This window comes from Nonomuraea sp. NPDC052116 (genome assembly GCF_040680035.1).
Classification (GTDB): Bacteria; Actinomycetota; Actinomycetes; order Streptosporangiales; family Streptosporangiaceae; genus Nonomuraea; species Nonomuraea angiospora_A.
In genome coordinates this window covers 1-26,863 of record NZ_JBFAWA010000006.1, presented here as the reverse complement: position 1 = coordinate 26,863, position 26,863 = coordinate 1, and the positions used below count along the sequence as shown (strand labels likewise).

The following is a 26,863-nucleotide window of genomic DNA, read 5'->3' as shown; positions in this document are numbered from 1 at the left end:
CGATCGTGATTCCGGCCCGAGTGCCGCGGGTCTTACGGATGGGTCCGGCCCGGCTGACCGCCGGGCTGGACCAGACCCGCCGACTGGACCTGCCCGCCCACCGCACCCTCCACGGTTCCCCCAAGCCGCGCGACCTGGATCAGCTCATCTCGATGGCCAACGAGGTGGACATGCGCGGCCGGGGCGGCGCGGCGTTCCCGTTCGCGCGCAAGCTGCGGGCCGTCGCCGACGCGGTGGGCTCGAGCGGCGAGTGCGTCGTCCTCATCAACGGCGCCGAGGGCGAGCCGGCCAGCTCCAAGGACGCCATGCTGCTCACCCGCAACCCCCACCTGGTCCTCGACGGCGCCGTGCTGGCCGCCGAGGCGCTGGGGGCCCGCGAGGTGGTTCTCGCCACGGCCGGCGGCGAGGTCGCCGAGGCGTCCGTCAACGCCGCCGTGGACGAGCGCCGGGCCGCGAACGTCGCCGGCGGCGCGGAGAGCCGCATCCCGATCCGGGTGGTCGGGATCAAGGAGCGGTTCATCTCCGGCGAGGGTGGCGCGCTCGTCAACGCCGTCAACGGCGAGATAGGCATCCCGCCCGGCCGCAAGAGGCGGGCCGCGATCAGCGGCGTGGACGGGCTGCCGACCCTGCTGTCCAACACGGAGACGTACGCGCAGCTGGCGCTGCTGGCCGAGCTCGGCCCGGAGAGGTACGCCGAGGTCGGCACCCCCAAGGAGCCCGGCACCATCCTGCTCACCGTCAGCGGCGGCGCGGCCAACGGCGCGGTCATCGAGGCGCCGACCGGCACGTACCTGGCGGACGTGCTCGCGCTCACCGAGGCCGAGATCGGCGACGGGGTGCTCATCGGGGGCTACCACGGCGCCTGGCTGTCGGCCGAGGTGGCCCAGACGGCCGTGATCTCGCGCGAGGGCATGAAGCTCGCCGGCGCGACCCTGGGGGCCGGGATCATCGTCCCGCTCGGCGAGTCGACGTGCTCGCTGGGCGAGGCCGCCCGAGTCACCTCCTACCTGGCGGGCGAGTCGGCCGGCCAGTGCGGCCCGTGCCGGCTCGGCCTGCCGGACCTGGCGTGGGCCATGAACGCGCTGGTCGAGGGCAGCGGCTCCGTGGACGCCGTACGGCGCTGCGTGCGCGGCGTCGAGCGGCGGGGGGCGTGCTTCCACCCGGACGGCACGGCCAAGTTCGTGCTGTCGGCGCTGGACGCGTTCGAGAGCGAGATCGCACTCCACCTGGAGCACGGTTCGTGCGGCCGGCCGGTCCGCGGCGCGCTGCCGATGCCCGAGCCCGAGAAGGACTACGTGGAGTACCGGCTGGAGGTCGACTGGTCCCGCTGCGCGGGACACGGACTCTGCGCCCATCTGCTGCCGGAGTTCGTGGAACTGGACGACTACGGGTTCCCGTCGTTCAGGACCGTACCGGGCTGGATGGCCAAGGAGGCGCGGCGCACGGTCGAGATGTGCCCCGCGCTGGCCCTGCGGATGGTCCAGACCACGGGAGACGGTCACGGTGGTCCGGCTCCGAAGCCGGCCGCCTCGCCGCTGCGGCTGGTCAAGGACGGAGCCCTCAAGAAGTCCGAGAAGAGCGGCCCGCCCCGGCTCACCCGGGTGGGCGGCGCCACCCCCAGGAGCGCGTTCGGAGGAAGCGCCGGCTGAGCCCTGAAGTGATGGAGATGTGACCAAACCTGGCGGGTCATCCGGACGTCTCACCGAGCGGCTCAACACCGATCACACGGAGGCGTCCATGGACCGCCGGGACTTTCTGCATGTCGCCGCGCTCGCCCCGCTGGCCGCCACCGCGCGGTCCACTGGGCGGTCTACCGGCACGTCCGGGCTCTCCGCGCCGCCGCCCAACTGGGCGAGGCTGCGGAGACAGCTGAAGGGCACGCTCGTGCTGCCGGGCGACGCCGGGTACGACACCGCGCGCCGCCTGTACAACCCCGCCTACGACCGGATCCGGCCGGGCGGGGTCGCTTACTGTGCGAGCGCGGCCGACGTGTCGGCGTGCCTGACGTTCGCGCGCACCGGCGGCGTGCCGGTCACCACCCGTTCGGGCGGTCACTCCTACGCGGGCTGGTCCACGGGCCCCGGGCTGGTGATCGACGTGTCCAGGATGAGCTCGGTCGCCTATGCGGGCGGCCGGGCCACGATCGGCGCGGGCGCCAAGCTGATCGACGTCTACGACAAGCTCGCCCGCCACGGTGTGAGCATCCCCGCGGGCTCCTGTCCCACGGTCGGGGTCGGCGGTCTCACGCTCGGCGGGGGCATCGGCGTGGTGTCCCGGAAGTACGGGCTCACCTGCGACAACCTCCAGTCGGTACGCGTCGTCACGGCCGACGGCCGGACGCTGGACTGCGACGCCGCGCGCAACGCCGGCCTCTACTGGGCCTGCAGGGGCGGTGGCGGCGGGAACTTCGGCGTGGCGGTGTCCTTCACGTTCAGGACGTTCGCGGCACGCGACGTCACTGTGTTCTTCCTGCACTGGCCGTGGGCCAAGGCGGGGGCCGCGGTCAAGGCGTGGCAGTCGTGGGGGCCTTCGGCGCCGGACGAGCTGTGGTCCTCGCTGCACCTGGGGCGCTCGGGCGGCGGCCTGGACGTCGCGATCGTCGGCACGTACGTGGGCGGCAGGCCCGCGCTCGACCGGCTGCTGGCCCCGCTCGTCGGCAAGATCGGGCAACCCTCCTCCCGCTCGGCCCGGACGGTCCCCTATCTGGACGGCATGAAGATCATGGGCGGCTGCGCGGCCATGTCGATCGCCGAGTGCCGGCGGATGCCGCGGGAGGCGTTCGCGGCCAAGTCGCACATGGCGTACCGGAAGCTGCCGGCGGACGGCGTGCGGGCGCTGGTGGACGGGGTGGCGCGCGGCGGGCGGCACTCGGTGCTGCTGGACGCCATGGGCGGGGCCATCGGGCGGGTCGGTCCGGCGGACACGGCGTTCCCGCATCGGGCGGCGCTTTACAGCGTGCAGTATTACGCGGAGGGGACGGATCGGCGGTGGCTGCGCGGGCTACATTCCGACATGTCCCCATTTTTCGGGGATCATGCTTACGTTAATTACATCGACCCCGATTTGAGTAATTGGCGGAATGCGTACTACGGGCCCAATGCAGCCCGGCTGGCCGAGGTGAAATCCACGTACGACCCCGGCCGGCTGTTCCGACTGCCCCAGGGCATCTAGATCTGTCCGCGTACGTACACCGGCTCCCCCTCCTTCACCATGTTGAACACGCGCACGGACGTCGACAGCGGCATGCGTACGCAGCCGTGCGAGGCGGGCCTGAGCGGCACCTCCGTCGAGCCGTGCATGGCGATGCCGCCGACGAAGTAGAGCGAGTTGAACATCGAGCCCAGCAGGCCCGTCGTCCAGCCGGGCGCCTTCCTGGTCACCCGGAAGTCGCCCACCGGCGTGACCGCGTTGCCGCAGTGGCCCTTCTCGCAGTACTGCACCTCGGCGCCGGTGGAGACGTGAGTGACCAGCACCGGGCGGTTGTCGCGATAGATGGTGAGCAACTGGCGGGTCAGGCTGATCTCGATCCGGTCCGCGCCGCCCTGCGGCACCAGCGGGCGCAGGCCCTTGCTCCGCCTGAGCGCCGCCCACGTCTTCGGCCCCACCTCGCCCCTCGGCACCATCCCCCTGCTCTTGTGCAACCCCCAGACCGCGTACCTCGTCTGCTCGTCATAGACGCCGTGCGCCTGGCCGAAGTAGAAGCCGCCGTCGTGCAGGCGCCGCTGGAGCTGCCTGACCATCTCGCCCCGGTCGCCCGGCCGCAGCACACCGATCTTCCCGGCGCGGGCGCCCTTGACGCCCTTGACCGCCCGGACCTGCTTCACCGGCTCCGGCACCGTCTCCACCACCGGCACCGCCTCCACCGCCGGGAGCGGCATCACGTCCGGCACCGCCTCCACCGCCGGAACGCCCGTGTCGGTCTGGACGCCCGGGTCCCCCTGCGGGAGCTCGTCCGCCAGGGCGGGCGCCGCGGCCAGCAGCGGCAGAAAACATCCCGCGGCCAGCGCCGCCATTCCCCTTATCCTCATAAATCGACGCGTACCCAGATCGCCGATAATTCACATCCAACGGGAGGTTTTGTCAAGCAAAGTCCGCGAGAATATCAATTCCGGTAAATACCGGCATTTCAGCTTTATTCGCTATTCGATCACGCATCGCGGTACCGGAGGAGCAGACCGCCTCCCACGAGGGAGGCGGCGGACCACGCGGCGAGGACGCCGAGGCCCGCCCACGGTCCGATGGGGAGGGACGCGAGATCCACGGTCGTCTGGACGGCCAGCCCGGCGTTCGTCGGGGACAGCGTCCACAGGAGCCGCCGCGCCTCGGGGTCCGCGACCATGAGGATCACGACCGGGAACACGTACAGGAGCCCGATCACGGCCCCGGCGGCCGCGGCCGAGTCGCGGACGGCGGTGGCCAGGCCGAGGCTGAGCAGCGCGATCAGCACCAGGTAGAGGACCGAGCCCACGGCGGCGCGCAGGGTCGGCCCGTCGGCCAGGGACAGCGGCGGGTAGCCGTGCGCGGCCGTGAAGCCGCTGCCCGGCAGCAGGAGCCGCCCCGCCAGCACGGACCCGAGCACGGCGAGGGTCCCCGCGCCCAGCGTGAGCCCGCCGACCACCACCGCCTTGGCGGCCAGGGCGGTGGTCCGGCGCGGCATCGCGGTGAGGCTGGTGCGGATCATGCCGGTGCTGTACTCGCCGCAGACCGCCACCACGGCCAGCAGGGCCACCATCGCCTGGCCCAGCTGGACCCCGACGAGGCTGATCCTGGCCGCGTCCTGCCCGCAGCCCGCCGTCGCGCAGGACACGACGGCCGCCGCGAGGGCGCTCAGGGCCACGGTCAGCACGACGGCCCCGGCCAGCAGCCACGCGGGCCCCGCCACCGTCCGCAGCTTGGTCCACTCGGCGTGTATCTCGCGTCTCATACGTCCCTCCGGCGCAGCCGGTGGGCGGCCAGGGCCAGGGCGAGCGCGGCGTACGCGCACAGGACCGCGAACCCCGCCCAGGGCGGCAGCGGGAAGAAGCCCTCCGCCGGGGCGAACCGGGCGGTCATCTGCTCGTACGTGACCGTGCTCTGCTGGATCGCGAAGCCCGCCGCCGGGGTGAGCCGCAGCAGCCACCGCGCCACCTCGTCGGGCAGCAGGGACGCGGTCGCCAGCAGGTACGGGACCACGATCGCCACGATGGCCGCGATGACGGCCACGGCGCTGCGCCGGAACAGCGACCCGAGAGCGAGCGCGAAGACCGCCACCACGGCGAGCAGCGCGGCGGTCCCAGCGATCACCCGCAGCCCGGTGAGCGGTGCCAGAGGCGCGAGGACGTTGCCGTTGCCCGCCAGAAGAGCCCGTCCGACCGGCACCGTGACGGCGGCGGCGACCAGCCCGAAGACGAAGACGGCCACGGAGATCACGACGGCCTTGGCCACCAGCGCCCGGCCGCGCCGCGGGGCGGCCAGCAGGGTCGTGCGGATCAGCCCGCGCCGGTACTCCGCGGTGACGAACGACACCGCGACCACGATGACGACGACCAGCCCCGCCAGCACCCCTGTCAGGACGCGCTCGGCGGGCATGCCCTCCAGGGCCGGCGCGATGTCGCCGACCCCCGTGATCCGGAACGTGTCACCGGAGCGCACGAGCCCGCCCGGATGGTGCGGGGTGCCGTCGGCCTCGAGCGTGACGCCGATGTCGTCGCGGGTCCACGAGCCCCCGGGGGCCACGCCCCGCACGCTGACCTGGTCCATGTCGGCGGTGACCTCGGCGAAGCGGGAGGCCGTCGCGGCCCCGCCGATCACGTTGGAGGTCACGGTCAGGTCGCCCGGAGAGGCCGCGAACAGCCCGACGCGGACCCTCCCGGTCGCCATCCGGGCGGTCCCCACCCTGGTCCACCGCGAGCCGTCGGCCGACTCCTCGCCGACGATCGTCTCGCCGGTACGGGTCAGCCGCAGCCACCGCGGAGCCCCGCCGGGCCGCCCCGCCACGTCCTCGGTGAAGTCGTGCTGCATCCGCACCCCGTGGCTCCCGGTGACCATCACCGCCGCGTACGCGGCTCCCTGGCGGACGCTCTGCTTGATCATGACCCCCGCCTTGGCCCACGGCGTGACGCCGGGGACGACGTTCCGGACCCCGGGGGTCACGTCGGGCTTGCGGAGCTGCCCGGTCAGGTTGTTCACGCGTACGGTGATGCTGCCGTCGTCGTCGAGCTGCTGGTGCACGAAGTAGAACCGGTCCTCCACGGCCTCGCCGCCGGGCCCGGTCGGCGGCGCGGGACAGGGCACCTCGATCGGCCCGTTCATGCAGGAGGAGCGGCTGCCGGTCGCGAAGAGCACCCCGAGCAGGACGATGAGCAGCGTCGTCAGCGTCAGGCCCGCCATCCAGCCGCGTACCGTGCGGAGCTTGGTCCACTCGGCCCGCAGCAGCTGCGCGAAGCCGTCGCGCCCGGCCCGCAGGCCCGAGCGGTAGGGGGTCACGGCGGTCATCGCGCCGCCCCCTTGAACTCGACCGCGTCCCTGGTCAGGTCCAGGTACGCCTCCTCCAGCGAGGCCCGGTGGGCCGCCACCTCGGAGAACGGCACCGCCCGCGAGGCGAGCAGCCGCACGATGTGCTCGGACGCCAGCCCGGAGACGACCAGCGTGTCGCGATCGGTGACGGTCACGGTGCCTCCGGCCGCCGCCAGCACCGACATCGCCTCCGGACGCGCCTGCGTACGCAGCGTGACCCGGTCCCGTGAGGCGGTCGCGATCAGGTCGGCCACGCTGGTGTCCGCGACGACCCGGCCCCTGCCCACCACCACGAGATGGCCGGCGGTGTCCTGGAGCTCGCTCATCAGGTGGCTGGACACCAGCACGGCCCGCCCCTCCGCGGCCAGCGACCGCAGGAACCCCCGGATCCACACGATGCCCTCGGGGTCGAGGCCGTTGAACGGCTCGTCCAGCATGAGCACCGGCGGGTCGCCGAGCAGCGCGGCGGCGATGCCGAGGCGCTGGCGCATGCCCAGCGAGTAGCCGCCCGCCCGGCGCCGGGCCGCCGGCGTCAGCCCGACCTGCTCGATCACCTCATCCACCCGCCCGGCGCCCAGCCCCTGGGAGTGGGCCAGCCACAGGAGGTGGTTGCGCGCGGTGCGGCCCGGCTGCAGCGCGGCCGCGTCCAGCAACGCGCCGACGTGGCTCAGCGGGCTGCGCAGGCTCGCGTACGGGCGCCCGCCGACCAGGGCATGGCCCTCGTCGGCCGCGTCCAGGCCGAGCACCACCCGCATGGTGGTGGACTTGCCCGCGCCGTTCGGCCCGACGAACCCGGTGACCTGGCCGGGCAGCACGGTGAACGTCATCCCGTCCAGCGCCCGGGTCTGGCCGAACCGCTTGCGCAGGCCGTTGACTTCGATGGTTGCTTCCACGGCAGGCAGACTAGGCAGCGGGCCCGGCCCGGGTCGTCACGCGGCGGAGCGATCTGCGGCGTCACTGGCGCCAGCTACGCCTCGTCCCTCTTACGAGGGATGCCACAATTGCCCGCGCCCGGGACAATGACCTGGTGGAACGAGTGCAGGACCGGAGGTGGAGCCGTATCGTCGCGGTGCCGCTCGCATGGGCGCGCCGGATCGGGGCGGCCGTGCCGTACGGTCCCGCCGCCGCCCGGCAGCTGCCGGTCGTGCTCGGCGTGGCCCTGGCGGTGCTCGCGGTGGCCGAGTCGGTCGTGCAGTCCGGGAGCGCGCCCGCGCTCTCGGAGACCGTGAGCGCGCCGGTGGGCGGTCAGCCCGTGAGCCCCGATGCGCTGCCGCCGGCCGGTGACGGCACGGCTCCGCTGCTCCTCATGGTGTTCCCCCTGCTCGCGCTGGCCACCACGCTGCCGCTGCCCCTCCTGTGGGCCCAGCCGTCCGTTGCCGCGCTCCTGGCGACCGGGGCGGGCGCGCTGTCGGTCCTGGCCTTCCACACGCTGACCGTGGCGGGCGCGGCGGCGCAGCTGATCGCCGGCTACCGGGCCGGCCGCCACGGTGCGCCGGCGACGGCCGTGCTCGTCGCGGTGCCGTACCCGGTGCTGGCGGTGGCGATCGGGCCCGGCGAGCGCGTGCGGGCGCTCACGCTGCTGCTCGCCTGCCTGGCCCCGGCACTGGCGCTGGCCATGATCGCCGTACGGGCCCGCCGCCGGGCCCGGGCCGACACCGCCGCCCGGCAGGTCATGGCCGACAGCCTGGTCGAGCACACGGCCCGCGGCGAGCGCGCCCGCATCGCCCGCGAGCTGCACGACGTGGTCGCCCACCACATCTCCATGGTCGCCGTCCAGGCGGAGACCGCCCGGCTGGCCGTCCCGGGCATGCCGGAGGCGGGTGCGGAGCGACTGCTGGCCATCGGCGACACCGCGCGGGCGGCACTGACCGAGATGCGGCGGCTGCTCGGCGTGCTGCGCGAGGACGCCGAGGCCGACTCGGCCCGGCATCCCCAGCCCGGGCTGCGCCTGCACGAGCTCAACGAGCTGCTCGACGAGTCGCGCGAGGCGTCGGGCACGACCACCCGGCTCGTCCTGCGGGGCTCGCCGGTGGAGCTCGATCCCGGCGTGGAGCTGGCCGCGTACCGGATCATCCAGGAGGCGCTCACCAACGCGCGCCGCCACGCGCCCGGGGCCGCCGTGGACGTGGAGCTCGACTACACCGGCCCCGACCTGCGCCTGCTCGTCCGCGACAACGGCCCGGGGCCGTCGGACACGGAAAAGGGAGGACACGGCCTGTCCGGGATGCGCGAGCGGGCCGCGGCCGTCGGCGGCGAGCTCCGCACGGGCCCCGCCCAGGGCGGCGGGTTCCTCGTGGAGGCCCGCCTGCCCGGACGGGACGAGGAGGGCGGATGAGCGAGCCCGGCAGGCTCAGGATCGTGATCGCCGACGACCACCTGGTGGTGCGGACGGGGTTCGCCGAGTTGCTCGACACCCAGCCGGACTTCGAGGTCGCGGGCACCGCCGCCGACGGGGCCGAGGCGGTGCGGGTCTGCCGCGAGCTATCCCCCGACGTGGTGCTGATGGACGTGCGCATGCCGGTCATGGACGGCATCGAGGCCACCAGGCGCCTCGACGGCGGGCCGAGGGTGCTCATCCTGACCACATTCGACCTGGACGAGTACGTCTACGACGCCCTGCGCGCCGGAGCCAGCGGCTTCCTGCTCAAGGACGTCACCGCCGAGCGCCTCTTCGACGCCGTACGCGTGATCGCCGCCGGCGAGGCGCTGCTGGCCCCGGCCGTCACCCGCCGCCTCATCAGCGAGTTCGCCCGCATGGGCGGCCCGAGGCCGGCGGCGGAGGCGCTGTCCGCGCTGACCCCGCGCGAGACGCAGGTCCTGCGCCTGGTCGCCGAGGGCCTGTCCAACCCCGAGATCGCGGCCAGGCTGGTGGTCACCGAGGAGACGGTCAAGACCCACGTGAGCCGGGTGCTGAACAAGCTCGGCCTGCGCGACAGGACCCAGGCCGTCGTCATGGCGTACGAGACGGGCCTGGTCGTGCCGCGCGGCCGGACGTGAGCGTCAGAAGTCGAACTTGTCGATGTTGTCCTTGTTGAACACGGTCGGCTTGCCCAGCAGCACCTCGCCCTTGGCCCCGATCGTGTACTCGCCGAGCTTGCCCGCCTTGAACTTCTCCCCTTCGGCCCCGGTGATCTGCCCGGACGCCAGCGCGGCCGCCGCGTACGAGGCCAGGTAGCCGAGGTCGGCCGGGTTCCACAGCTCGAACGCCTCGATGGTGCCGTCCTTGACGAACTTCCTGAGCTGGTTGGGGGTGCCGAGCCCGGTCAGCTTGACCTTGCCCTTGGACGGCGAGTCCGACAGGTAGCGGGCCGCCGCGGCGATGCCCACGGTCGTGGGCGAGATGATGCCCGCCAGGTCCGGGTACGAGCGCAGCAGCCCCTGCGTCTCGGTGAACGACTTCTGGTCGTCGTCGTTGCCGTAGGCGACCTTGACCAGCTCCATGTCCTTGTACTCGGGCTTCTTGAGCTCGTCCTTCATGAAGTCGATCCAGGTGTTCTGGTTCGTCGCGTTGGGGGTGGCGGAGAGCACGGCGATCTTGCCCTTGTGCCCGATCTGCTCGGCCAGCAGCTGCACCTCGGTCCGGCCCAGGTCCTCGGGGCCGGCCTGGTTGACGAACACGTCGCGGCCCTCGGGGGCGGTGTCGGAGTCGTAGCTGACGACCTTCACCCCGGCGGCCCTGGCCTGCTTGAGCGCGGGCACGACGGCGTTCGGGTCGTTCGCGGAGATGACGATGGCGTCCTGCTTCTGCTGCATCAGCGTGTTGATGTAGGAGACCTGCGAGGACGCGCTGGCGTCGGACGGCCCGACCTCCTTGCCCTCGCCGCCGAACTCCTTGGCGGCCGCGATCCCGCCGCCGTCGGCGATCGTGAAGTACGGGTTGTTGACCTGCTTGGGCAGGAACGCGATCTTCAGTCCCTGCTTGAGCGGGGCGTTGGGATCCACGGCCGGGGCCGAGGAGGCGGCGGCCGTGGCGGAGGCGGAGGACTGTTGTGCCACGTCGCTCTTGGTGGTGCCGCCGCAGGCGGCCGTCAGCAGGACGAGTCCGGCGAGGAGCGCCGTCGGCCGCCAAGGGGTGCGCGTTGTCATGAAACGGACTTCCCTTCCACTTGTGGTGAGGTGCGCCGCCGCCATACCGCCCCCAGGTTCGGCGCCAGCACGGATGCGACGAGCAGCAGGCCCGTCACGAAGTTCAGGACCTCGTTGGCCACGTCGGCGAGGATGAGCGCGTTGCGCACGACGCCGAGTAGCAGCACCGCCATGAGGACTCCGGGCAGCGTGCCGCGCCCGCCGAAGATCGACACGCCGCCGAGCAGCACGGCGGCCACCACGGCCAGTTCGAGCCCGACGCCGTTGTCCGCCCTGGCGCTGGCGTAGCGGAACGTGTAGACGAGCGAGGCCAGCGACGCCATCACCCCGGAGGCCACGAACAGCCAGAACTTGATCCGCTTGACCCGGACGCCCGCGAAGTAGGCGGCCTCCACGTTCGAGCCGAGCGCGACGATCGAGCGGCCCAGCCCGGTCGCGTGCAGCAGCGTGGCCGCCACCACCGCCAGCACCCCGACCAGCACGGACGCCAGCGGGATCGGGCCGATGGACGCGGTGGCCAGGCTCGTGTACGCGGGCGGCAGGTCGGCCACCGCCTGGTCGCCCAGCATGACGTACGCCAGGCCGCGGAACAGCGCGAACGTCCCGATGGTGACCGCCAGCGAGGGCAGGCCGAGGCGGGTGACGAGCAGCCCGTTGAACGCGCCGCACAGGGCGCCCACCAGCAGGCAGATGGGCATGATCGCCTCGATCGGCAGGCCCGCGTTCCACAGCCGGCCGAGCACCGCGCACGACAGGCCCAGCGTGGAGGCCACCGACAGGTCGATCTCGGCCGCCACGATGACCAGCGTCATGGTCAGGGCCATGAGGGCGATCTCGGTGGTGTCGAGGAGCAGGAAGGAGATGTTGGACCCGTTCGCGAACCCGTCCACGCCGAGCGAGGCCCAGACGCTCACGCCGACGAGCAGCACGAGGATGAGCCCCTCCCAGCGGCGCGCCGTCCGAGCGAGATCAGCTGCCATCGGCGGTCCTCCCGGGAGCGGGATCGGCGGGGTCTGGGCGGTCGGCGGGGTCGTCCGGTTCGGCGGGGTCGTGGAATCTGCGGCGGCGCAGGGCCGCGGCGACCCGGAGCGCGAGCGCGCGGTCGAGAACGATGGCGGCCAGCAGCAGGGCGCCGTTGATGGCGGTCTGGGCGAGCGCGTCCACCCGGAGCACGGCCAGCGCGCTGGTGATGCCGGTCAGCAGGAGCGCCCCGAGCGCCGCCCCGTACACCGTGCCGCTGCCGCCGAAGATGGCCACCCCGCCCACCACGACGGCGGCGATCACGTCGAGCTCCTTGCCGGTCGCCACGGTGGCGTCCACGGTGCCGAAGCGGGCCGCCCACATGACCCCAGCCAGCCCCGCCAGCGCCCCGTTGGCCACGAACGCCGCGACGATCCTGCGCCGCACCCGGATCCCGGCCAGCACGGCCGCCTCGGGGTTGGAGCCGATGGCGTACAGCTCGCGGCCGGCGCGCAGGTTGCCCAGCATCCACCCGACCGCCAGCAGTACGACCAGGGCGACCAGCGCGAGCAGCGGCACGCCGAGCACCGAGCGCGTCCCCAGGGACAGGAAGCCGTCGGGCATGTCGGCCGCGTTCACCTGGCGTCCGCCGGCCCAGGCGAAGTCGATGCCGCGGAAGGCGTACAGGGTGCCGAGGGTGGCCACCAGCGCGGGCACCTTGGCCGCCCCGACGAGCAGCCCGTTGACCGCGCCGCACAGGGCGCCGAGCACCACGCAGCCCGCGATCACGACCGGGATCGGCACGCCCGGGTGGTCGGCCAGGATCAGCGCGCCACCGAACGCCGACAGCCCCACCACGGAGCTGACGGACAGGTCCACGTTCCTGGTGATGACCACGAGCGTCTGGCCGACGGCGAGCATGGCGACGATGGCGGAGTTCAGCAGGATGTCGCGCAGGCCGGCATAGGTGAGGAAGGACGGGTTGACGGCGCCGGTGACGCCGAAGAGGAGGCCCAGCGCGACCACGATGCCCAGCTCGCGCACCCGCGCGACGCGGTCCACGAGCCGCCGCCCGCCGTTGCGCCGCACGGCCTCGGTCCTGGTGGCGGTGGCGGTCACGCGCGGCTCCTTCCGGTGGCGGTCACGCGCGGCTCCTTCCGGTGGCGGCGGCCATCACGCTCTCCTCGGTGGCGTCCGCGCGCGGGATCTCCGCGGCCAGCCGCCCCTCGTGCATGACCAGCACCCTGTCGGCCATCCCCAGCACCTCGGGCAGCTCGGACGAGATCATCAGCACCGCCACCCCGCTCCCGGCCAGCTCCGACAGCAGCCGGTGCACCTCGGCCTTGGTGGCCACGTCGATCCCGCGGGTCGGCTCGTCCACGATGAGCACCGACGGCCGGCGCGCCAGCCACTTGGCCAGCACGACCTTCTGCTGGTTGCCGCCGGACAGCACGTTCACGGCGTCCGTCAGCCGCGCGAACTTCAGCCGCAGCCGCACCGCCCAGTCCCTGGCCCGCTCCCGCTCGGCCGCCCGGGAGACCAACGGCCCCCGGCGCACGTCGGCCAGGCCGGCGAGCCCGATGTTGCGCTCGATGGACAGGTCCATGACGAGGCCCTGCTGCCGCCGGTCCTCGGGCACGAGGGCCAGCCCCGCCGCCATGGCCGCCGTGGGGCTGGCGGGCCGCAGCCGCCTGCCGTCCACCTCGACGCTCCCCGCGTCCCACCGGTCGATGCCGAACACGGCCCTGGCCACCTCGCTGCGCCCGGCCCCGACGAGCCCGGCCAGCGCGACGATCTCGCCCCGCCGCACCTCGAAGGAGACGTCGGTGAAGGCGCCCTCGCGGGTGAGCCGGCGCACCTTGAGCGCGACCTCGCCGGCCTCCGTCTCCTGCTTGGGGAACAGGGCCTCCAGCTCCCTGCCGACCATGCGGCGTACCAGGTCGTCGGGGGTGATGTCGGCGACCAGGTCCTCGGCCACGTACGCGCCGTCACGCAGGGTGGTGACCCGCCGGCACAGCTCGAAGATCTCTTCCAGCCGGTGCGAGATGAACAGCAGCGCGCAGCCCTGCGCGCGCAGCGTCCGGGCCACGCCGAACAGCCGGGCGACCTCCGTGCCCGACAGGGCGGCGGTGGGCTCGTCCATGACGAGCACCCGCGCCTGCCGCGAGAGCGCCTTGGCGATCTCCACGAGCTGCTGGTCGGCGATCGACAGGCCGCGGGCCGGCTGGTCGGGGTCGAGGGGCACGCCGAGCCGCTCGAACAGCTCGGCGGCGCCGGCGCGCATGGCCCGCCGGTCGATGCCGAGGCGGCCGCGGGGCTGGCGGCCCATGAAGATGTTCTCCATGACCGACAGGTCGGGAAAGAGGGTCGGCTCCTGGTAGATGACGGCGACCCCGGCCCGCTGCGCGTCCGCGGGCCCGCCGAACTCCACCGGCTCGCCGTCCAGCAGGATCCGGCCCGAGTCCGGCCGGTGCACGCCGGACAGGATTTTCACGATCGTCGACTTGCCCGCGCCGTTCTCCCCCGCGAGCGCGTGCACCTCGCCGGGGAAGAGATCGAGAGAGACCTCGCGTACGGCACGCACCGCACCGAACGCCTTGCTGACCTGGGAAAGGGATAGAACGGGAGTCTCATTCATTGCCGCACTCCCGGCAAAATCGTTTTAAGCGGTGGGAGGACGGTAAATCAGCGAGTGGCGAAGCGTCAATGCCTGGCTATTACAAGATTCCCAAGCACCCTAAGTCGTTCGGAAATTGTTACGTTTTAACCTATTTATGCAGGGGCAAGAAGTCAGGCCGGACAGATCTCGCGGCGATATCTGCCGGGCGCCACGCCGTACTCCCGTTTGAAGGCGTTGGCGAAGGCGAACTCCGAGGTGTAGCCGACCCTGGCGGCGATCTGGCCCAGCGGGGCGTCCGACGCGCGCATGAGGTGGGCCGCCGTGGCCAGGCGCCACCAGGTGAGGTACGCCAGCGGCGGCCGGCCGATCAGCTCGCCGAAACGGCGCGAGAAGGCCGACCTCGACAGCCCCGCCCGCGCGCCCAGCTCCTGGACCGTCCACGGGTGGGCGGGATCCCGGTGGACGGCGTCCAGCGCGGCGCTGATGCCGGGATCCGCCAGCGCCTGCGCCCACCCGCCGACCGAGCACTGGCCGTGCTCCCCCTCGAACCAGGCCCGCAGGATGTAGAGCAGCAGCAGGTCCAGGAGGGACGACACCACCGTGTCGGCGCCCAGCCGCGGGCGCTGGATCTCCGCGCCCAGGGCCTCGACGGCGGCGCGCAGCTCGGTGTGGAGGCCGACGCCGGCCGGGAGGTGGATCAGGTCGGGCAGATCACGCAGGATCGGGTGGGCCCGGCCCGGATCGAGGCGGTAGCCGCCGCACAGCAGCACCGTCGCCGGAGGCCCGTCAATCGACGCGGAGGCGAACAGGCCGGGGCCGTCGTCCAGCGGGTCGCAGTCGGGCTCGGCGAGCGGGGTGGACGGCGAGTCCGCCATGGCGTAGCCGTGGCCGTGGGGGAAGAAGACCACGTCGCCCACCGACAGCGCGATCGGATCGCCGTCCGGCCGGATCAACCAGCCCGACCCCCGCAGGACGACCTGGAACCCGGCGGAGCCGGGAACCGTCGGGAACCGCTGACCCCAGGGGGCACGCCATTCGACGCGGGCCGATCGGGGGCTGCCGGTGCGCATGAGGGCGATCACATCACTGAGCACGTCCACAGAGGAAGCTTAAGGGAGGACGATCGCGTATGAAATCCGGCCCGATGACGCATTGGTTGTCTCGCGGACGGCCCATACGGTGGCCTGCATGAGAACAGTGTTGGTGACGGGCGCGACCGGCACGGTCGGCAGGCTGGTGGCGGCGCGGTTGGCGGAGGCGGGGGCCGAGGTCAGGCCCTTCGGCCGGGCCCAGGGCAACCTGGCGGACCCCGGGTCGCTGCCGCTCGACGGGGTGGAGTCGGTGTTCCTGGTGTGGCCGTTCGCCACGGCGGATGGGGCGCGGGCGGTGATCGACGCGATCGCGCGCCGGGCGCGGCGGGTGGTCTACCTCTCCTCCGCCGCGGTACGCGACCACGAACGCGAGGTCGAGCGGCTGATCGAGAAGTCGGGCCTGGAGTGGACGGTGCTGCGCCCGCACGCCTTCGCGGCCAACGCGCTGCGGTGGGCGGCGCGGGTGCGGGCGGGGGTGGTGCGCGGCTCGTACGGCCGCGCCGCCATGCCTGTGCTGGACGAGCGGGACCTCGCCGCGGTGGCGGCACGGGCACTGCTGGAGGAGGGACACCACGGCACCGTCTACGACCTGACCGGCCCGGAGTCGATCACCCAGGCCGACCAGGTCCGCATCATCTCCCAGATCACGAAATTTCCGGCGCGCTGGGAGGAGGTCCCACCCGACCGGACCCGTACGGAGCTCCTGGCCACGGGCTGGCCCCCGCCGGCGGTGGACGGCGTGCTCCAGGCCCAGGCGGACCTCGTCCGCCACCCGGCCCCCGTCACGCCGGCGGTCGAGGAGGTCACGAAGGCCGCACCCCGCACGTTCGGCGCCTGGGTGGCCGACCACGCCGAGGAGTTCCGCGTTCCCGGCGAACCGCCCGAGACCATGCGTGCCGCCCGCATCCACGAATACGGGGACGAGATCCGCTTCGACCGGATCCCCACGCCGCGCCCGGGCCCGGGACAGGTCCTCCTCGAAGTGGCCGCCACCTCCTTCAACCCGTCGGAGGTCGGCCTGCGCGCGGGTCTGCTGCGCGAGGTGCTCCCGGTGAGCCTGCCGTACACGCTCGGCGCGGACGTCTCGGGCACGGTCGTCGCGCTCGGCGAAGGCGTGACGGGCCTGGCCCCGGGCGACCGCGTGTTCGGCCTGGTGGACGGCGCCGCCGCCGGATACGCGGCCGTGCCCGCGAGCGTCCTGGCCAGAGCGCCGCGGAGCATCCCGCTCGCCCACGCGGCCGCCGTCCCGGTGGCCGGGCTCACGGCCTGGCAGGCGATCCACGAGCACGCCCGCCTCGCCCGTGGCGAGCGGGTGCTGATCAACGGGGCGGGCGGCGGGGTCGGCATGTTCGCCGTCCAGCTCGCCAAGCTCGCCGGCGCGACCGTGTCCGCCACGGCGAGCCCGCGCAGCGCGGCGGCGGTCGAGCGGTACGGCGCCGACGAGGTGATCGACTACACGACCACGCCGCTCCCCGGCGGCATGGACGTGGTGCTGAACCTGGCCGCGCTCCCCCAGGAGGACGCCGCCGCCCTGGCCGGGCTCGGGCGCAGGACGATCACGATCGCCACCCCGATCGAGGGCGGCACCCACTTCGTGGCCCGCAACGACCCGGCTCAGCTGGCCGAGCTGGCCGAGCTCGTCGACCGGGGCGAGCTCACGGTCGAGGCGGCCGGGTATCGCCCCCTGACCGAGCTGGAGGAGGTCCACCGCGCGGCCGGGCAGGGCCGGACGCGCGGCAAGATCATTCTGCTGCCGGACTGAAGTGGCGCAGCACCTCGGGGTTGGCCATGGCGTCGGGATTGGCCGCCTGCTCGACGGGCGTGCCCAGCAGGATCTTGCGTACGGGCACCTCCAGCTTCTTGCCGGAGAGCGTACGGGGGATGCCGGGGACGGCGTGGATCTCGTTGGGCACGTGGCGGGGCGACAGCTCCTTGCGCAGGGCGTCGCAGAGGGTCCGCTGGAGCGACTCGGTCAGCGTCGCGCCCTCGGCGAGCGTCACGTACAGCAGCAGCCGCCCCTCCTGCCCGAGCTGCCCGGTGTCGATCACGAGGCTGTCGGCGATCTCGTCGAACCGCTCGACGACCCGGTAGAACTCGCTGGTGCCCATCCGGACGCCGCCCCGGTTGAGGGTCGAGTCGGAGCGGCCGTAGATCACGCAGCTCCCGTCCTCGTTGATCTTGATCCAGTCGCCGTGCCGCCACACCCCGGGGTAGACGTCGAAGTAGCTCTCGAAGTAGCGCCGGCCGTCGGGGTCGTTCCAGAACATCACCGGCATCGACGGCATCGGCGCGGTCAGCACGAGTTCGCCCACCTCGCCGACGACCGGCTTGCCCGCGGGGTCGTACGACTCGACCTTCGCCCCCAGCGACCGGCACGGGATGATGCCCGCCCTGATCGGGTGGAGCATGGTCGCCCCGACGAACCCCGTGCACACGTCCGTGCCTCCGGAGAACGACCCCAGCGGGACCCCGGGCAGCTCCGAGGCCACCCACGAGAACCCCTCCGGCGGCAGCGGCGACCCGGTCGAGCCGACGCCGCGCAGCCGCTCCAGCCCCTGGGGGTGGATCCCGGCCTTCAGCGAGGCCATGATGTACGGCGCCCCGACCCCGAAGTAGGTCACCTTCTCGGAGTCGGCGATCCGCCACAGCGCGGCCGGCGACGGATAGGTGGCCGCGCCGTCGTACAGCACCGGCGTGGCCCCCACCAGCAGGGCGCCGATGAGGTAGTTCCACATCATCCAGCCCGTGGTGGTGTACCAGAAGAACACATCGCCTTCGCCGATGTCCTGCTGGAAGGTGAGGGACTTGAGGTGCTCCAGCACCACGCCGCCGTGCCCGTGCACGATCGGCTTGGGCAGCCCGGTCGTGCCGCTGGAGTAGAGGATCCACAGCGGGTGGCCGAACGGCACCCGCTCGAACTCCAGCGGCCCCTCCTCGGCCCGCAGCCCCTCCCAGCCGATCACCTCGCCGTGCGGCACCTCCCGGGTGTGCGCCTCGGCGGGCCCGGCCTGCTGGGGCGCCTGGCCCTCGTCGAGCGCCGCCAGGTAGGGGATCCACACGGTCGCGCGCAGCGTGGGCAGCTGGGCGGCGATCTCGTTGACGGCGTCGGAGCGGTCGTAGGTCTTGCCGTTGTAGTGGTAGCCGTCGACCGCGATGAGCACCTTGGGCTCGATCTGCTTGAACCTGTCGACGATGCTCGGCACCCCGAAGTCGGGCGAGCCGGCCGACCAGATCGCGCCCAGGGAGGCGGTCGCCAGGAAGGCGATCAGGGCCTGCGGGATGCTCGGCAGGTAGGCGGCCACCCGGTCGCCGCGCCGCACGCCGAGGCGGGCCAGCCCCGCCCGGACGCGGGCGACCTCATCGCGCAGTTCGTCCCAGGTCAGCTCCTGGCGGGCGCCGTCCTCGGACACGAACACCACGGCGGTGCCCTCGGCGCGGCGCAGCGCGTTCTCGGCGTAGTTGAGCGTGCTCCCCTCGAACCACGTGACGTCCGGCATCGTCCCGGAGAGCACCGGCCCGTCGCCCCGGTCGCCGACCACGTCGAAGTAGTCCCAGATCGACGTCCAGAACTCGCCCGGGTGCTCGACGGACCACCGCCAGACGTCCTCATAGGGTCCCGGCCGTCCCAGCCACTCCAGGTAGCGGGTCAGCCCGGCCTTCGCGATGACCTCTTCGCTCGGCTCCCAGAGAAGCTCGCCCTCAGCAACCATGTGCCCATCCTGTCGCCCGTCGGGGGGAAAGTCATACCCGGACCCCCACATAACTTGCTATCTCCGTAGGTGGTCCACCGCCATACGCGCCGCCGTGCCGATCACCGCGTCGGCACGCGGCTGGTTGAGCGCGGTGCTGAACGAACGCGTGCACACGGCCACGGCGTAGCGCCGGCCGTCCGGATACTCGACGACCCCGGACTCGCTGCGCAGCGTGGGCAGCGTGCCGGTCTTGCCGCTGACCGCGACGTCGTCGTACGGGAAGCCGGAGGCCAGCCGGTGCGGCCACACCTGCATGTTGAACACGCCGCGCATCCAGGCGCACGACTCCTGCGAGGCCGCCTCGTCCCGCCAGATCATCCCGAACAGCGCGGCCAGCTCGCGCGGGGTGGACCGGTTCGCCCGCGCGGGGTCGAGCACGCTCAGCCGCGCGATGTCCTCCGGATCCACGAACGGCCACGCGTGCCCGGCGTCGATCGCCATGCTGCCGAGGAGCTCCCGGGCGCTCTGCGTCACCCGCGTCCCGTCGAGCCCGAACCCGGCCAGCATGGTGTTGATCGCCTCGAACCCGACCCGGCCCAGCAGCACGTCGGCCGAGGTGTTGTCGCTCACCGCGATCATCAGGTACGCCAGGTCGCGCAGCGAGATCGTCACGTCGTCGAGCATCGCCGAGAGCCCGGTCGGCCCCGAGACCCTGTCCCTTGCCGTGACGGTCACGCGTTCGGAGAGGTCCAGGAGCCCGGCGTCGGCCTGCCCGCAGAGCGCCACCAGCAGCGGCACCTTGAACATCGACGCCGTGGGCACCGGCTCGTCCGGCCCGTGCCCCACCTCGCGCCCCGAGTCGATGTCGGCCGCGCACAGCCAGCCCCGCACCCCCGCCGCACGGAACAGCGCCTCGAAGTCCGGCGTGCTCATGCGAGCATCCCCGGCCTGCGGCTGATCCGCCGCACGGACACCGCGCCCTCGTCCGTCATCCCGGCGCTCTCCTTCAGCGTGCGTACGGCGACGGCCGAGAAGTCGTCGACCAGTTCGTCGATCGGGGCGGCCACCGCCTGGCGCCAGGCGGTGGAGACCCGGCACGTGATCGGCGAGCCTAGCAGCGGCCGCCAGACCAGCCCTGGGAGCTCCACCTTCGGCCCGAACGCCACCGCCGCGCCCGCCAGCACCAGCCCGAGCCCGGCGCCCTCGTGCACCTGTACGGGGACGTAGCCGTGGCGGCGGCACTCCGAGAGCATCTCCGCGTACAGCCCCGGCTCGCCCTCCTGGGGCGGCATCAGCAGCTCGCGCCCCGCCAGGTCGGCCAGGTGCACCTCGCCGACGCCGGTGAGCGGGTCGCCCTCGGCCAGCAGCACCCCTTGCGGCTGCGCCAGCACCTGGCCGAACCGCAGGCCGGGCGCGGCGACCGGATGGCGGACGAGGCCGACGTCGATCGTCCCCTCGGCCAGCGCCGTCACCTGGTCGGCGGTCCAGATCTCGGCGGGCGCGAGGCGTACCGCGGGATTGGTCTCGCGGAAGCCCGCGACCAGGGCGGCGATGGCGGCGGCGGCCAGGTCGGGCGGGAGGCCGACCTTGAGCACCGTGCCCTCGCCCTGCCTGGCCAGCTCGTGCAGCCGGTCCACCCGGGCCACGATCTCGCGGGCCTCGCCCAGGAGCAGCCGGCCCGCCTCGGTGAGCCGCACCTGGCGGGCCGAGCGGTCGAACAGCCGCACGCCGAGCTCCTCCTCCAGGCGCTTGATGCGCTGGCTGAGGGGCGGCTGCGCCATGCCGAGCCGGATGGCGGCGTTGCCGAAGTGGAGTTCCTCCGCGACGACGGTGAAGTAGCGAAGGTGCCGGACGAGGTCCACGACCAGCCACTATATCCAGATTTATATACGTAAGGCGCTCATATCAGTATTGGACACCCTTGCCGTCCCTCTGGTGTCCTCTGCTCCATGGCACCGCAAACGGGGACAATATACGCACGGCGCCGCCGCTGGCCGTGGATCGTTCCGGGGCTCCTGATCCCGGTCGTGGCGGCGGGAGGCGTCATCTGGGCGCTGCGCACGGAGGGCTCGCCGGAGGAGACGGCCGACAAGTATCTTTCGGCCTGGTCCGCCCAGGACTATGCGGGGATGCGCGCTCTGGTGGCCGATCCGCCCGCCGACTTCGAGGCCTGGCACCGGCGCTTCCGCACCGACCTCAAGCTCACCGAGGCGTCCTTCAACCGCCCCAGGCCGACGGGCGTCTTCGCCTCCTCCTCGGGGGACGAGGTCGGCTTCCAGGCCAGGCTGCTCGGACAGCAGGACTGGACCTACGACGGCGAGCTCAAGCTCGTGGAGCGCGACCGCAGGTGGAAGGTCGCCTGGACGCCGGCCGCCATCCACCCGCTGCTCAAGAAGGGGCGCTCGCTACGGGTGATCTCCCAGCAGGGCGACCCGCTGCGGGTCCTGGCCGCCGACGGCACCGCGATCAACACGCCGTCCGCGCCCGGCTCGGTGCAGCAGCTCGTGGAGGGCATCAGGCAGACGTTCCCCGACCGCTTCAAGAAGCCCGCCCGCTCCCGGATCGATCTGTACGAGGGGGACAAACCCATCCAGACGGTCGTCCGCGCCAGTGGATACCGCCCGCTCCAGACCACCATCGACCTGAAGGTCCACAGCGCCGGGGCCAAGGCCCTGGAGGACGTGTCGGAACCGGCGTCCCTGGTGGCGCTGCGCGCCTCGACCGGCGAGATCCTCGCGGTGGTGAACAAGCCGGGGGGCTTCAACCGGGCCCTGCTCGGCAAGTATCCGCCCGGCTCGACGTTCAAGGTGGTGACGGCCTCCGCGCTGGTCGCGGACGGGGTCGAGCCGTCCCGCCAGGTCACCTGCCCCGCCGAGAAGAACATCGGCGGCTTCCCGTTCCACAACGCCGACTTCGAGGACTTCGGCACGCTGTCGTTCCAGGACGCGTTCGCGCATTCGTGCAACACGACGTTCGGGGAGATGAGCGTGGGCCGGCTGAACGGCGGCCGGCTGGCGCAGGTCGCCCGCAGCTTCGGCTTCGGCACCCCGATCACCCCCGGCGTGCCCGCGGTCCGCGCCGAGTTCCCGGACCCGAAGGACGACACGGACCTCGCCTCCGCCGGCATCGGCCAGGGCCGCGTCCTGGCCAGCCCGCTCAACATGGCCTCGGTCGCGGCCGCCATCGCCTCCGGCGCCTGGATCTCCCCGACCCTCGTCAAGGAGGAGCTGATCCCGGACGCCCAGCCCACCAACCCCCGGCCGCTGGAGGACGGCGTGGTGGCGGCCCTGCGCAAGCTGATGCCGGCCGTGGTGACGGACGGCACCGCCCACGCCGTCCAGTTCCCCAAGGGCACGGCCGGCAAGACGGGCACGGCGGAGTTCGGGTCGGGCAAGGAGCCGCCGACCCACTCGTGGTTCATCGGCTACCGCGGCGACCTGGCCTTCGCGGTCATCGCCGAGGGCGCGGGCACCGGCGCCGGCGTGGCCGCCCCGGCCGCCGCCCGCTTCCTCAACGCTCTCGGCGGCGGCGGCACGTGATGCTAGGCGGTGCGGCCGACCGGGGAGGTGAGGCCCGCCACGGCGGCGACGACTTCGGAGGCGTTGGAGAGGTCGGGCAGCACCACGTCGGCCCCCGCCTCGCGCAGCTCGGCCGCCATGGACCGGCCCGAGGCGACCCCGATCATCGCCGCACCGCCGATCTTGGCGGCCTGGACGTCCCGCGTGGAGTCTCCGATCACCACGGTGTTCGCCGCGGTGAACGGCGTGCCCAGGCGCTCCTTGGCCCGGGACTGCGCCACCTGCAGCAGCGTCGCCTTGGGGTAGACCTCCTCGCCGTACCCGCCCAGCGTGAAGTCGATGTGCTTGTCCAGCCCGAACGCCTTGAGCTTGTGCACGGCGTTGCTCCTGATGGTCCCGGTCAGCACCGTCTGGATCACGCCGTCGAGCCTGGACACCGACTTCAGCGCGTCCTTGGCCCCCGGCAGCGCCCGCCCCTCCTTGGCCAGCCGCCCGCGCCGGTCGGCGAAGGCCACGGCCAGCGCCGCCAGGAACTTGGGCAGATGGTCGTCCTCGGCCAGGATGCCGTTGACGGCGAGCGTCTCGAAGACGATCTCGGAGTCCGGGCGCCCCAGCGGGGGCACGAGTTTGACCAGCGGTCGCCCGGTGACGACGCGGAACGCCTCCGCGTAGGCGTCTCTGGTCACGATGGCGACGTCGACCAGCGTGAGGTCGATGTTCCACAGCACAAGGCGATTGATGGCAGCCTCCTGGGGGGTGACCCTGCATAGGGTACGGCGGGCGCCGCCGTTTGTGTTCACATACGGTACGGCCGGCGCGATACGCGGGGCCGACGCCTTGGCGATTCGGGCATGAAGGTTTTACGCGAAATTCAGCGCGTCCGACAGCGTGTCGACCACGGGAAAGCCGATGCTCGCCAGCTCGGCGCGGGTCGTCATGCCGCCCGTGTACAGCACCGCCCTGGCCCCCACGTGCCGCGCGGCGAGCCCGTCGTCCACGCTGTCGCCGATCACGAGGACCTCGGCGGGATCGATCCCGAGGGCCGTGATGTGCGCCGTCATGTGCGCGGCCTTCTCGCCGCCCGTGGTGCCCAGCAGCCCGTCGATGCGGGTGAAGTGCCGGGTGATGCCGAACGAGTCGACCTTGGGCACGAGGTGCGCGTGCGGCGCCATCGAGCAGAGCGACTGGGTGCCCGTCCAGTTCGCGAGGACCAGCTCCGCGTCGGCGGCCAGCGCGCAGGCGTCGCTCAGCCGGAAGTAGTGCTCGTGGAAGCCGTCGTCGAGCAGCTCCCACTCCCCCTCGGTCAGGGGGCGGCCGAGCATGCGCTCGTAGGCGACCCAGATGGGCCGGGTGTAGACCGCGCGGAATCCGTCGGCGGTCATCTCAGGAAGCTCGTACGGCCTGAAGACCTCGTTGGTGGCCCCCACCACGGCGTCGATGTCGTGGAAGAGCGTGCCGTTCCAATCCCAGATGATGTGCTTTGTCATGTTGCGACAAGCTTAGACGGCACGTGTGACGTTTCGATGAACGCCCAGAACAGGGGCCGCGACCATCCGGCCACGGCCCCCGAGGAACTACTTGCAGGCCTTGCCGGTGGTGCCGGCGCCGTTCTGGCCGCCGCGGCCGCCGTTCCACTGGACCGAGGCACTGCCCCAGGCGCACATGTTGTTGGCCCAGATCATGTTGCCCCAGTGCCGGCCCTTGTTGCCCTTCTTATAGCGGAACTGGTCGTACCGGCCGTCCTTCGCGGTCACGGTGATGATGCCGCTCCCCGAGGTCGGCACCCGGACCTCGACCCAGTTGGTCTTGCACTTGAAGGACCACCAGAGCTTGATCGTCCCGACCTCGCCGTCGACGCGGCCCTTGATGGGGGCCGTCCGCACCACCTTGGCCGAGTTCCAGCAACCCGACTTGGCCGGGTCCTGGTGGTCGTACGGCTTGGCCTGAGCGTTCGCGGGCCCGCCCGCCAGCAGGACCGCTGCCAGGGCGCCCACGGCGGTGGCCACGACTCGAAGCTTCACTTGGACCGACTCCTTGCGTAAACAACACTTGCTAGATCGGGACCCTAGCGAGGTTCGGCTCGAAACGGTCAAGGAAGTGTGATCGATGTAACGCCTCCGTTATGTGCCCAGAAGGTCGGGAACCTCCTGTGTCGCGTACCACATGAGCTCGTGCGCCTCGGCCCCGTCCACGGTGAATCTCGCGTCGTCGTCACCCTCGTCCGCGGCCGGCAGCGCGGCGACGGCGGCCTCGATGTCGGTGATCGCCTCGTGGTCGTCGATGTGCACCGCGGCCACCTTGGCCAGCGGGATCGGGTCGGCGAGGCGCACTCTCGCCCGTTCCTCCAGATCGACTCCGGCGGCGACCGAGCGCTCCGGCACCTCGGCGGCGACCACCACGCGCCGGAACGCGGTCTCGGCGCCGTCGGCGCGGTCGGCGGCCAGCATCCGCAGCGACGCGCGGGCCGCCTCGGTGAGTGCCACGTATTCGAGCTCCTCGGTGTCGCCCGAGGCATACCACTCGGTCAGCGCGGGGGTCACCGCGTAGCCGGTCAGCGGGGCCGGACCCAGCTCTCCCGACTCGACCGCCTGGGCCAGTGCCGGGAGAGTGCACGGCAGATAGACGCGCATGACGAACCTTTCGTGCTTTCTTTCTGGCCGAGCTCAGCTCGGCGTGCCGAGATGGAGGTCCGCACTCGGCGGCGGCCCTGTCTCGGCGTACAAGGGCTCTATCATGCCCGTCGCAGCGTGAGACGGAGGAGAGACTCGAGTTCCTCGATGGTCGAGTTGGCATCTTTGTGATGGATGCCGGCGATGCCGAGCGCGCGGGCGGCCAGGATGTTGGCCTCGATGTCGTCGATGAACACGCACTCCTCGCAGGCCAGGCCGATCAGCTCGACCGCGTGGTGGTAGATGCGCGGCTCGGGCTTGCGCATGCCGACCTCGCCGGAGATCACGACCGCGTCGAAGAGCTCGTCCCAGTCGGCGCGGGGATACTCATTTGACCAAGAGTTAGATACCAAACACGTTTTGACACCATTTTCCCGTACGTCGCGGAGCATGTCGTACATTGCGTCAACGCGTTCGAATCCCGCGAACATCCGCTCCAGCAGCCCCTCGGCCACGGGCGGCACCCCGTCGACGGTCAGCAGCCGGGCGGCGAGGTCGCGCTCGAAGGCGGAGCCGTCGATCTCGCCCCTTTCCAGCGCGTGGACGACGCTTTCGCCGACACCGTCGCCGTAAGCGTGGTCGACCATCTTCCGCATCACCTGGCGGTAGTGGTCGCCGTCGATCCTGTCCGCCGCGATCCAGCGCGCGATGGAGTCGGAAAGGCTGGTCGTCAGCACCCCGCCCCAGTCGATGAGTACACCCGTAAGCACCGTTCCAGAATAGAACGTCATCGCCACTTATAAACCGTTAAAACCCTATAAAAAGGTCGCCCGATATATCCGGTTAAGGTGTGCTTCCAGCGATAGTCGCTACCCAGAAAGGACCGCCGTGCGGACGACGATCCTGATCACCTCCAATGGCCTGAACGCCTCCCCCGACCGATGGACCGCCCCGGGACTGGAACTCTTCGAGTTCGCGCCGATCTTTCCCGGCGGCCCGGAATGGTTCACCAAACCGGTCCTCATCGCCCTGCTCAGCTCGGTCATCGCCATCGCCCTGTGCTGGGCCGCGTTCGCCAAGCCGAAGATCATCCCACGCGGCTGGCAGAGCATCGGCGAGTACGCGTACCTGTTCGTACGCGACCAGATCGCCCGCCCCAGCCTCGGCGCCGACTCCGACCGATGGATGGGCTTCCTCCTCACGATCTTCCTGACCGTGCTCATCTGGAACCTGATGGGCATCGTCCCGCTCATCCAGTTCCCCGTCGCCGCGCACATCGCCTTCCCCCTGGTGCTGGCGCTCATGGTGTACGGCATCAAGGTCTACCTCGGCGTCCGGCACCACGGCGTGCGCGGCTACCTGAGGGGCATCGTGCACCTCCCGGGCCTGCCCGGCTGGGCGTACGGCCTCTATGCCCCGCTGATCCTGGCCGAGGTGTTCATCACGTCGCTGTTCACCCACTTCGTGCGGCTGTTCGCGAACATGTTCGCCGGCCACATCCTCGTGGCCTTCTTCAGCTCGGTGGGCTTCTGGTTCCTGTTCGAGCGGCTCACCCCGCTGGGCGCGGGGCTCGGCGTCCTCGGCGTGCTGATGACGATCGTGATGACCGCGTTCGAGATGTTCATCCAGTTCCTACAGGCGTTCCTGTTCGCCATGCTGGCCGGGATGTTCATCGCCAGCGGCCTGCGCGGCGCGCACTAGTGGGCCGTCCCGGAACGTTGACCGGGTAATTGATCTCGGCTGGTGAACCCGTCAGGCTGGCTGCCTCTGAAGCTGGGAGGTAGTCGTGGCT

General features: G+C 72.0%; 24 protein-coding genes. 7 read left to right on the top strand and 17 right to left on the bottom strand.

Annotation, left to right across the window (positions count from 1 at the left end):
- Window positions 1–5 precede the first annotated feature (5 nt).
- Together AB0L65_RS12650 and AB0L65_RS12645 are read left to right on the top strand one after the other, a co-directional pair.
- Complete coding sequence (locus tag AB0L65_RS12650) at window positions 6–1,649, top strand: NADH-ubiquinone oxidoreductase-F iron-sulfur binding region domain-containing protein (protein ID WP_364243883.1); 1,644 nt, start codon at window positions 6–8, stop codon at window positions 1,647–1,649.
- An 88-nt stretch (window positions 1,650–1,737) separates the two neighbouring features.
- Entirely contained in the window at window positions 1,738–3,171 is a 1,434-nt protein-coding gene (locus AB0L65_RS12645; protein WP_364243880.1) for an FAD-binding oxidoreductase, read from the top strand.
- Here AB0L65_RS12645 and AB0L65_RS12640 read toward each other — a convergent pair.
- From AB0L65_RS12640 to AB0L65_RS12625, 4 genes are all read right to left on the bottom strand, one after another.
- On the bottom strand, window positions 3,168–4,013 hold the full coding sequence (locus AB0L65_RS12640) for a L,D-transpeptidase family protein (protein WP_364243878.1): 846 nt from the start codon (window positions 4,011–4,013) through the stop codon (window positions 3,168–3,170). The genes AB0L65_RS12645 and AB0L65_RS12640 overlap by 4 nt on opposite strands.
- A 134-nt stretch (window positions 4,014–4,147) precedes the next feature.
- Window positions 4,148–4,924, bottom strand: a complete 777-nt coding sequence (locus tag AB0L65_RS12635) for an ABC transporter permease (protein ID WP_364243876.1) — start codon at window positions 4,922–4,924, stop codon at window positions 4,148–4,150.
- Entirely contained in the window at window positions 4,921–6,474 is a 1,554-nt protein-coding gene (locus tag AB0L65_RS12630) for an ABC transporter permease subunit (protein WP_364243874.1), read from the bottom strand. Before AB0L65_RS12630 ends, AB0L65_RS12635 begins: the two co-directional genes overlap by 4 nt.
- Window positions 6,471–7,388: an ATP-binding cassette domain-containing protein gene (locus AB0L65_RS12625; RefSeq protein WP_364243871.1), complete on the bottom strand. Its 918-nt coding sequence runs from the start codon at window positions 7,386–7,388 to the stop codon at window positions 6,471–6,473. The genes AB0L65_RS12630 and AB0L65_RS12625 overlap by 4 nt, the downstream gene beginning before the upstream one ends.
- A 134-nt stretch (window positions 7,389–7,522) precedes the next feature.
- On the opposite strand from AB0L65_RS12625, the gene AB0L65_RS12620 reads away from it, so the two are divergent.
- Together AB0L65_RS12620 and AB0L65_RS12615 are read left to right on the top strand one after the other, a co-directional pair.
- Window positions 7,523–8,830 (top strand): sensor histidine kinase, encoded by a 1,308-nt coding sequence (locus AB0L65_RS12620; RefSeq protein WP_364243868.1) that lies wholly within the window; start codon window positions 7,523–7,525, stop codon window positions 8,828–8,830.
- Window positions 8,827–9,492 (top strand): response regulator transcription factor, encoded by a 666-nt coding sequence (locus tag AB0L65_RS12615; protein WP_364243865.1) that lies wholly within the window; start codon window positions 8,827–8,829, stop codon window positions 9,490–9,492. The genes AB0L65_RS12620 and AB0L65_RS12615 overlap by 4 nt, the downstream gene beginning before the upstream one ends.
- 3 nt (window positions 9,493–9,495) lie before the next feature.
- On the opposite strand, the gene rhaS is transcribed toward AB0L65_RS12615, so the two are convergent.
- The 5 genes from rhaS to AB0L65_RS12590 form a co-directional block, all read right to left on the bottom strand.
- On the bottom strand, window positions 9,496–10,581 hold the full coding sequence (gene rhaS / locus AB0L65_RS12610) for a rhamnose ABC transporter substrate-binding protein (protein ID WP_364243863.1): 1,086 nt from the start codon (window positions 10,579–10,581) through the stop codon (window positions 9,496–9,498).
- A complete protein-coding gene (locus AB0L65_RS12605; protein WP_364243861.1) occupies window positions 10,578–11,561 on the bottom strand; it encodes an ABC transporter permease in 984 nt (327 codons plus the stop codon). Before AB0L65_RS12605 ends, rhaS begins: the two co-directional genes overlap by 4 nt.
- Window positions 11,551–12,660 (bottom strand): ABC transporter permease, encoded by a 1,110-nt coding sequence (locus AB0L65_RS12600; protein WP_364243859.1) that lies wholly within the window; start codon window positions 12,658–12,660, stop codon window positions 11,551–11,553. Before AB0L65_RS12600 ends, AB0L65_RS12605 begins: the two co-directional genes overlap by 11 nt.
- Window positions 12,661–12,682: 22 nt before the next feature.
- The gene (locus AB0L65_RS12595) at window positions 12,683–14,179 is read right to left on the bottom strand and encodes a sugar ABC transporter ATP-binding protein (RefSeq protein ID WP_364243857.1); all 1,497 of its coding nucleotides are present in this window, start codon (window positions 14,177–14,179) and stop codon (window positions 12,683–12,685) included.
- A gap of 152 nt (window positions 14,180–14,331) precedes the next feature.
- Window positions 14,332–15,261 carry an AraC family transcriptional regulator gene (locus tag AB0L65_RS12590; protein WP_364243854.1) on the bottom strand — a complete coding sequence of 310 codons (930 nt, stop codon included), beginning with the start codon at window positions 15,259–15,261 and terminating at the stop codon, window positions 14,332–14,334.
- 88 nt (window positions 15,262–15,349) lie between these two features.
- Here AB0L65_RS12590 and AB0L65_RS12585 point away from each other — a divergent pair, with 88 nt between their 5' ends.
- Window positions 15,350–17,014: a zinc-binding dehydrogenase gene (locus AB0L65_RS12585; RefSeq protein ID WP_364243852.1), complete on the top strand. Its 1,665-nt coding sequence runs from the start codon at window positions 15,350–15,352 to the stop codon at window positions 17,012–17,014.
- Here AB0L65_RS12585 and AB0L65_RS12580 read toward each other — a convergent pair.
- From AB0L65_RS12580 to AB0L65_RS12570, 3 genes are read right to left on the bottom strand one after another with little or no spacing between them, the layout of a single operon-like run.
- The gene (locus AB0L65_RS12580; protein ID WP_364243849.1) at window positions 16,995–18,962 is read right to left on the bottom strand and encodes an acetoacetate--CoA ligase; all 1,968 of its coding nucleotides are present in this window, start codon (window positions 18,960–18,962) and stop codon (window positions 16,995–16,997) included. The genes AB0L65_RS12585 and AB0L65_RS12580 overlap by 20 nt on opposite strands.
- A gap of 57 nt (window positions 18,963–19,019) precedes the next feature.
- Window positions 19,020–19,877, bottom strand: a complete 858-nt coding sequence (locus tag AB0L65_RS12575; protein ID WP_364243846.1) for a serine hydrolase — start codon at window positions 19,875–19,877, stop codon at window positions 19,020–19,022.
- Complete coding sequence (locus AB0L65_RS12570) at window positions 19,874–20,806, bottom strand: LysR family transcriptional regulator (RefSeq protein WP_355190818.1); 933 nt, start codon at window positions 20,804–20,806, stop codon at window positions 19,874–19,876. The genes AB0L65_RS12575 and AB0L65_RS12570 overlap by 4 nt, the downstream gene beginning before the upstream one ends.
- Window positions 20,807–20,893: 87 nt before the next feature.
- On the opposite strand from AB0L65_RS12570, the gene AB0L65_RS12565 reads away from it, so the two are divergent.
- The gene (locus AB0L65_RS12565) at window positions 20,894–22,483 is read left to right on the top strand and encodes a penicillin-binding transpeptidase domain-containing protein (protein WP_364243843.1); all 1,590 of its coding nucleotides are present in this window, start codon (window positions 20,894–20,896) and stop codon (window positions 22,481–22,483) included.
- Window positions 22,484–22,485: 2 nt separating this feature from the next.
- Here the strand turns inward: AB0L65_RS12565 and AB0L65_RS12560 are convergent, their stop codons facing one another.
- The 5 genes from AB0L65_RS12560 to AB0L65_RS12540 form a co-directional block, all read right to left on the bottom strand.
- Complete coding sequence (locus AB0L65_RS12560) at window positions 22,486–23,190, bottom strand: haloacid dehalogenase-like hydrolase (protein ID WP_364243841.1); 705 nt, start codon at window positions 23,188–23,190, stop codon at window positions 22,486–22,488.
- 132 nt (window positions 23,191–23,322) lie between these two features.
- Window positions 23,323–23,949, bottom strand: coding sequence for an HAD hydrolase-like protein (locus AB0L65_RS12555; protein WP_364243838.1), 627 nt, complete (start codon window positions 23,947–23,949; stop codon window positions 23,323–23,325).
- A gap of 87 nt (window positions 23,950–24,036) precedes the next feature.
- Window positions 24,037–24,483, bottom strand: a complete 447-nt coding sequence (locus AB0L65_RS12550; protein WP_364243835.1) for a DUF2690 domain-containing protein — start codon at window positions 24,481–24,483, stop codon at window positions 24,037–24,039.
- 99 nt (window positions 24,484–24,582) lie between these two features.
- The gene (locus AB0L65_RS12545; protein ID WP_364243833.1) at window positions 24,583–25,092 is read right to left on the bottom strand and encodes a hypothetical protein; all 510 of its coding nucleotides are present in this window, start codon (window positions 25,090–25,092) and stop codon (window positions 24,583–24,585) included.
- Window positions 25,093–25,193: 101 nt separating this feature from the next.
- Window positions 25,194–25,862 carry an HAD family phosphatase gene (locus AB0L65_RS12540; RefSeq protein WP_364244803.1) on the bottom strand — a complete coding sequence of 223 codons (669 nt, stop codon included), beginning with the start codon at window positions 25,860–25,862 and terminating at the stop codon, window positions 25,194–25,196.
- A 97-nt stretch (window positions 25,863–25,959) separates the two neighbouring features.
- On the opposite strand from AB0L65_RS12540, the gene AB0L65_RS12535 reads away from it, so the two are divergent.
- Window positions 25,960–26,772: a FoF1 ATP synthase subunit a gene (locus AB0L65_RS12535; protein WP_364243830.1), complete on the top strand. Its 813-nt coding sequence runs from the start codon at window positions 25,960–25,962 to the stop codon at window positions 26,770–26,772.
- Window positions 26,773–26,863 lie beyond the last annotated feature (91 nt).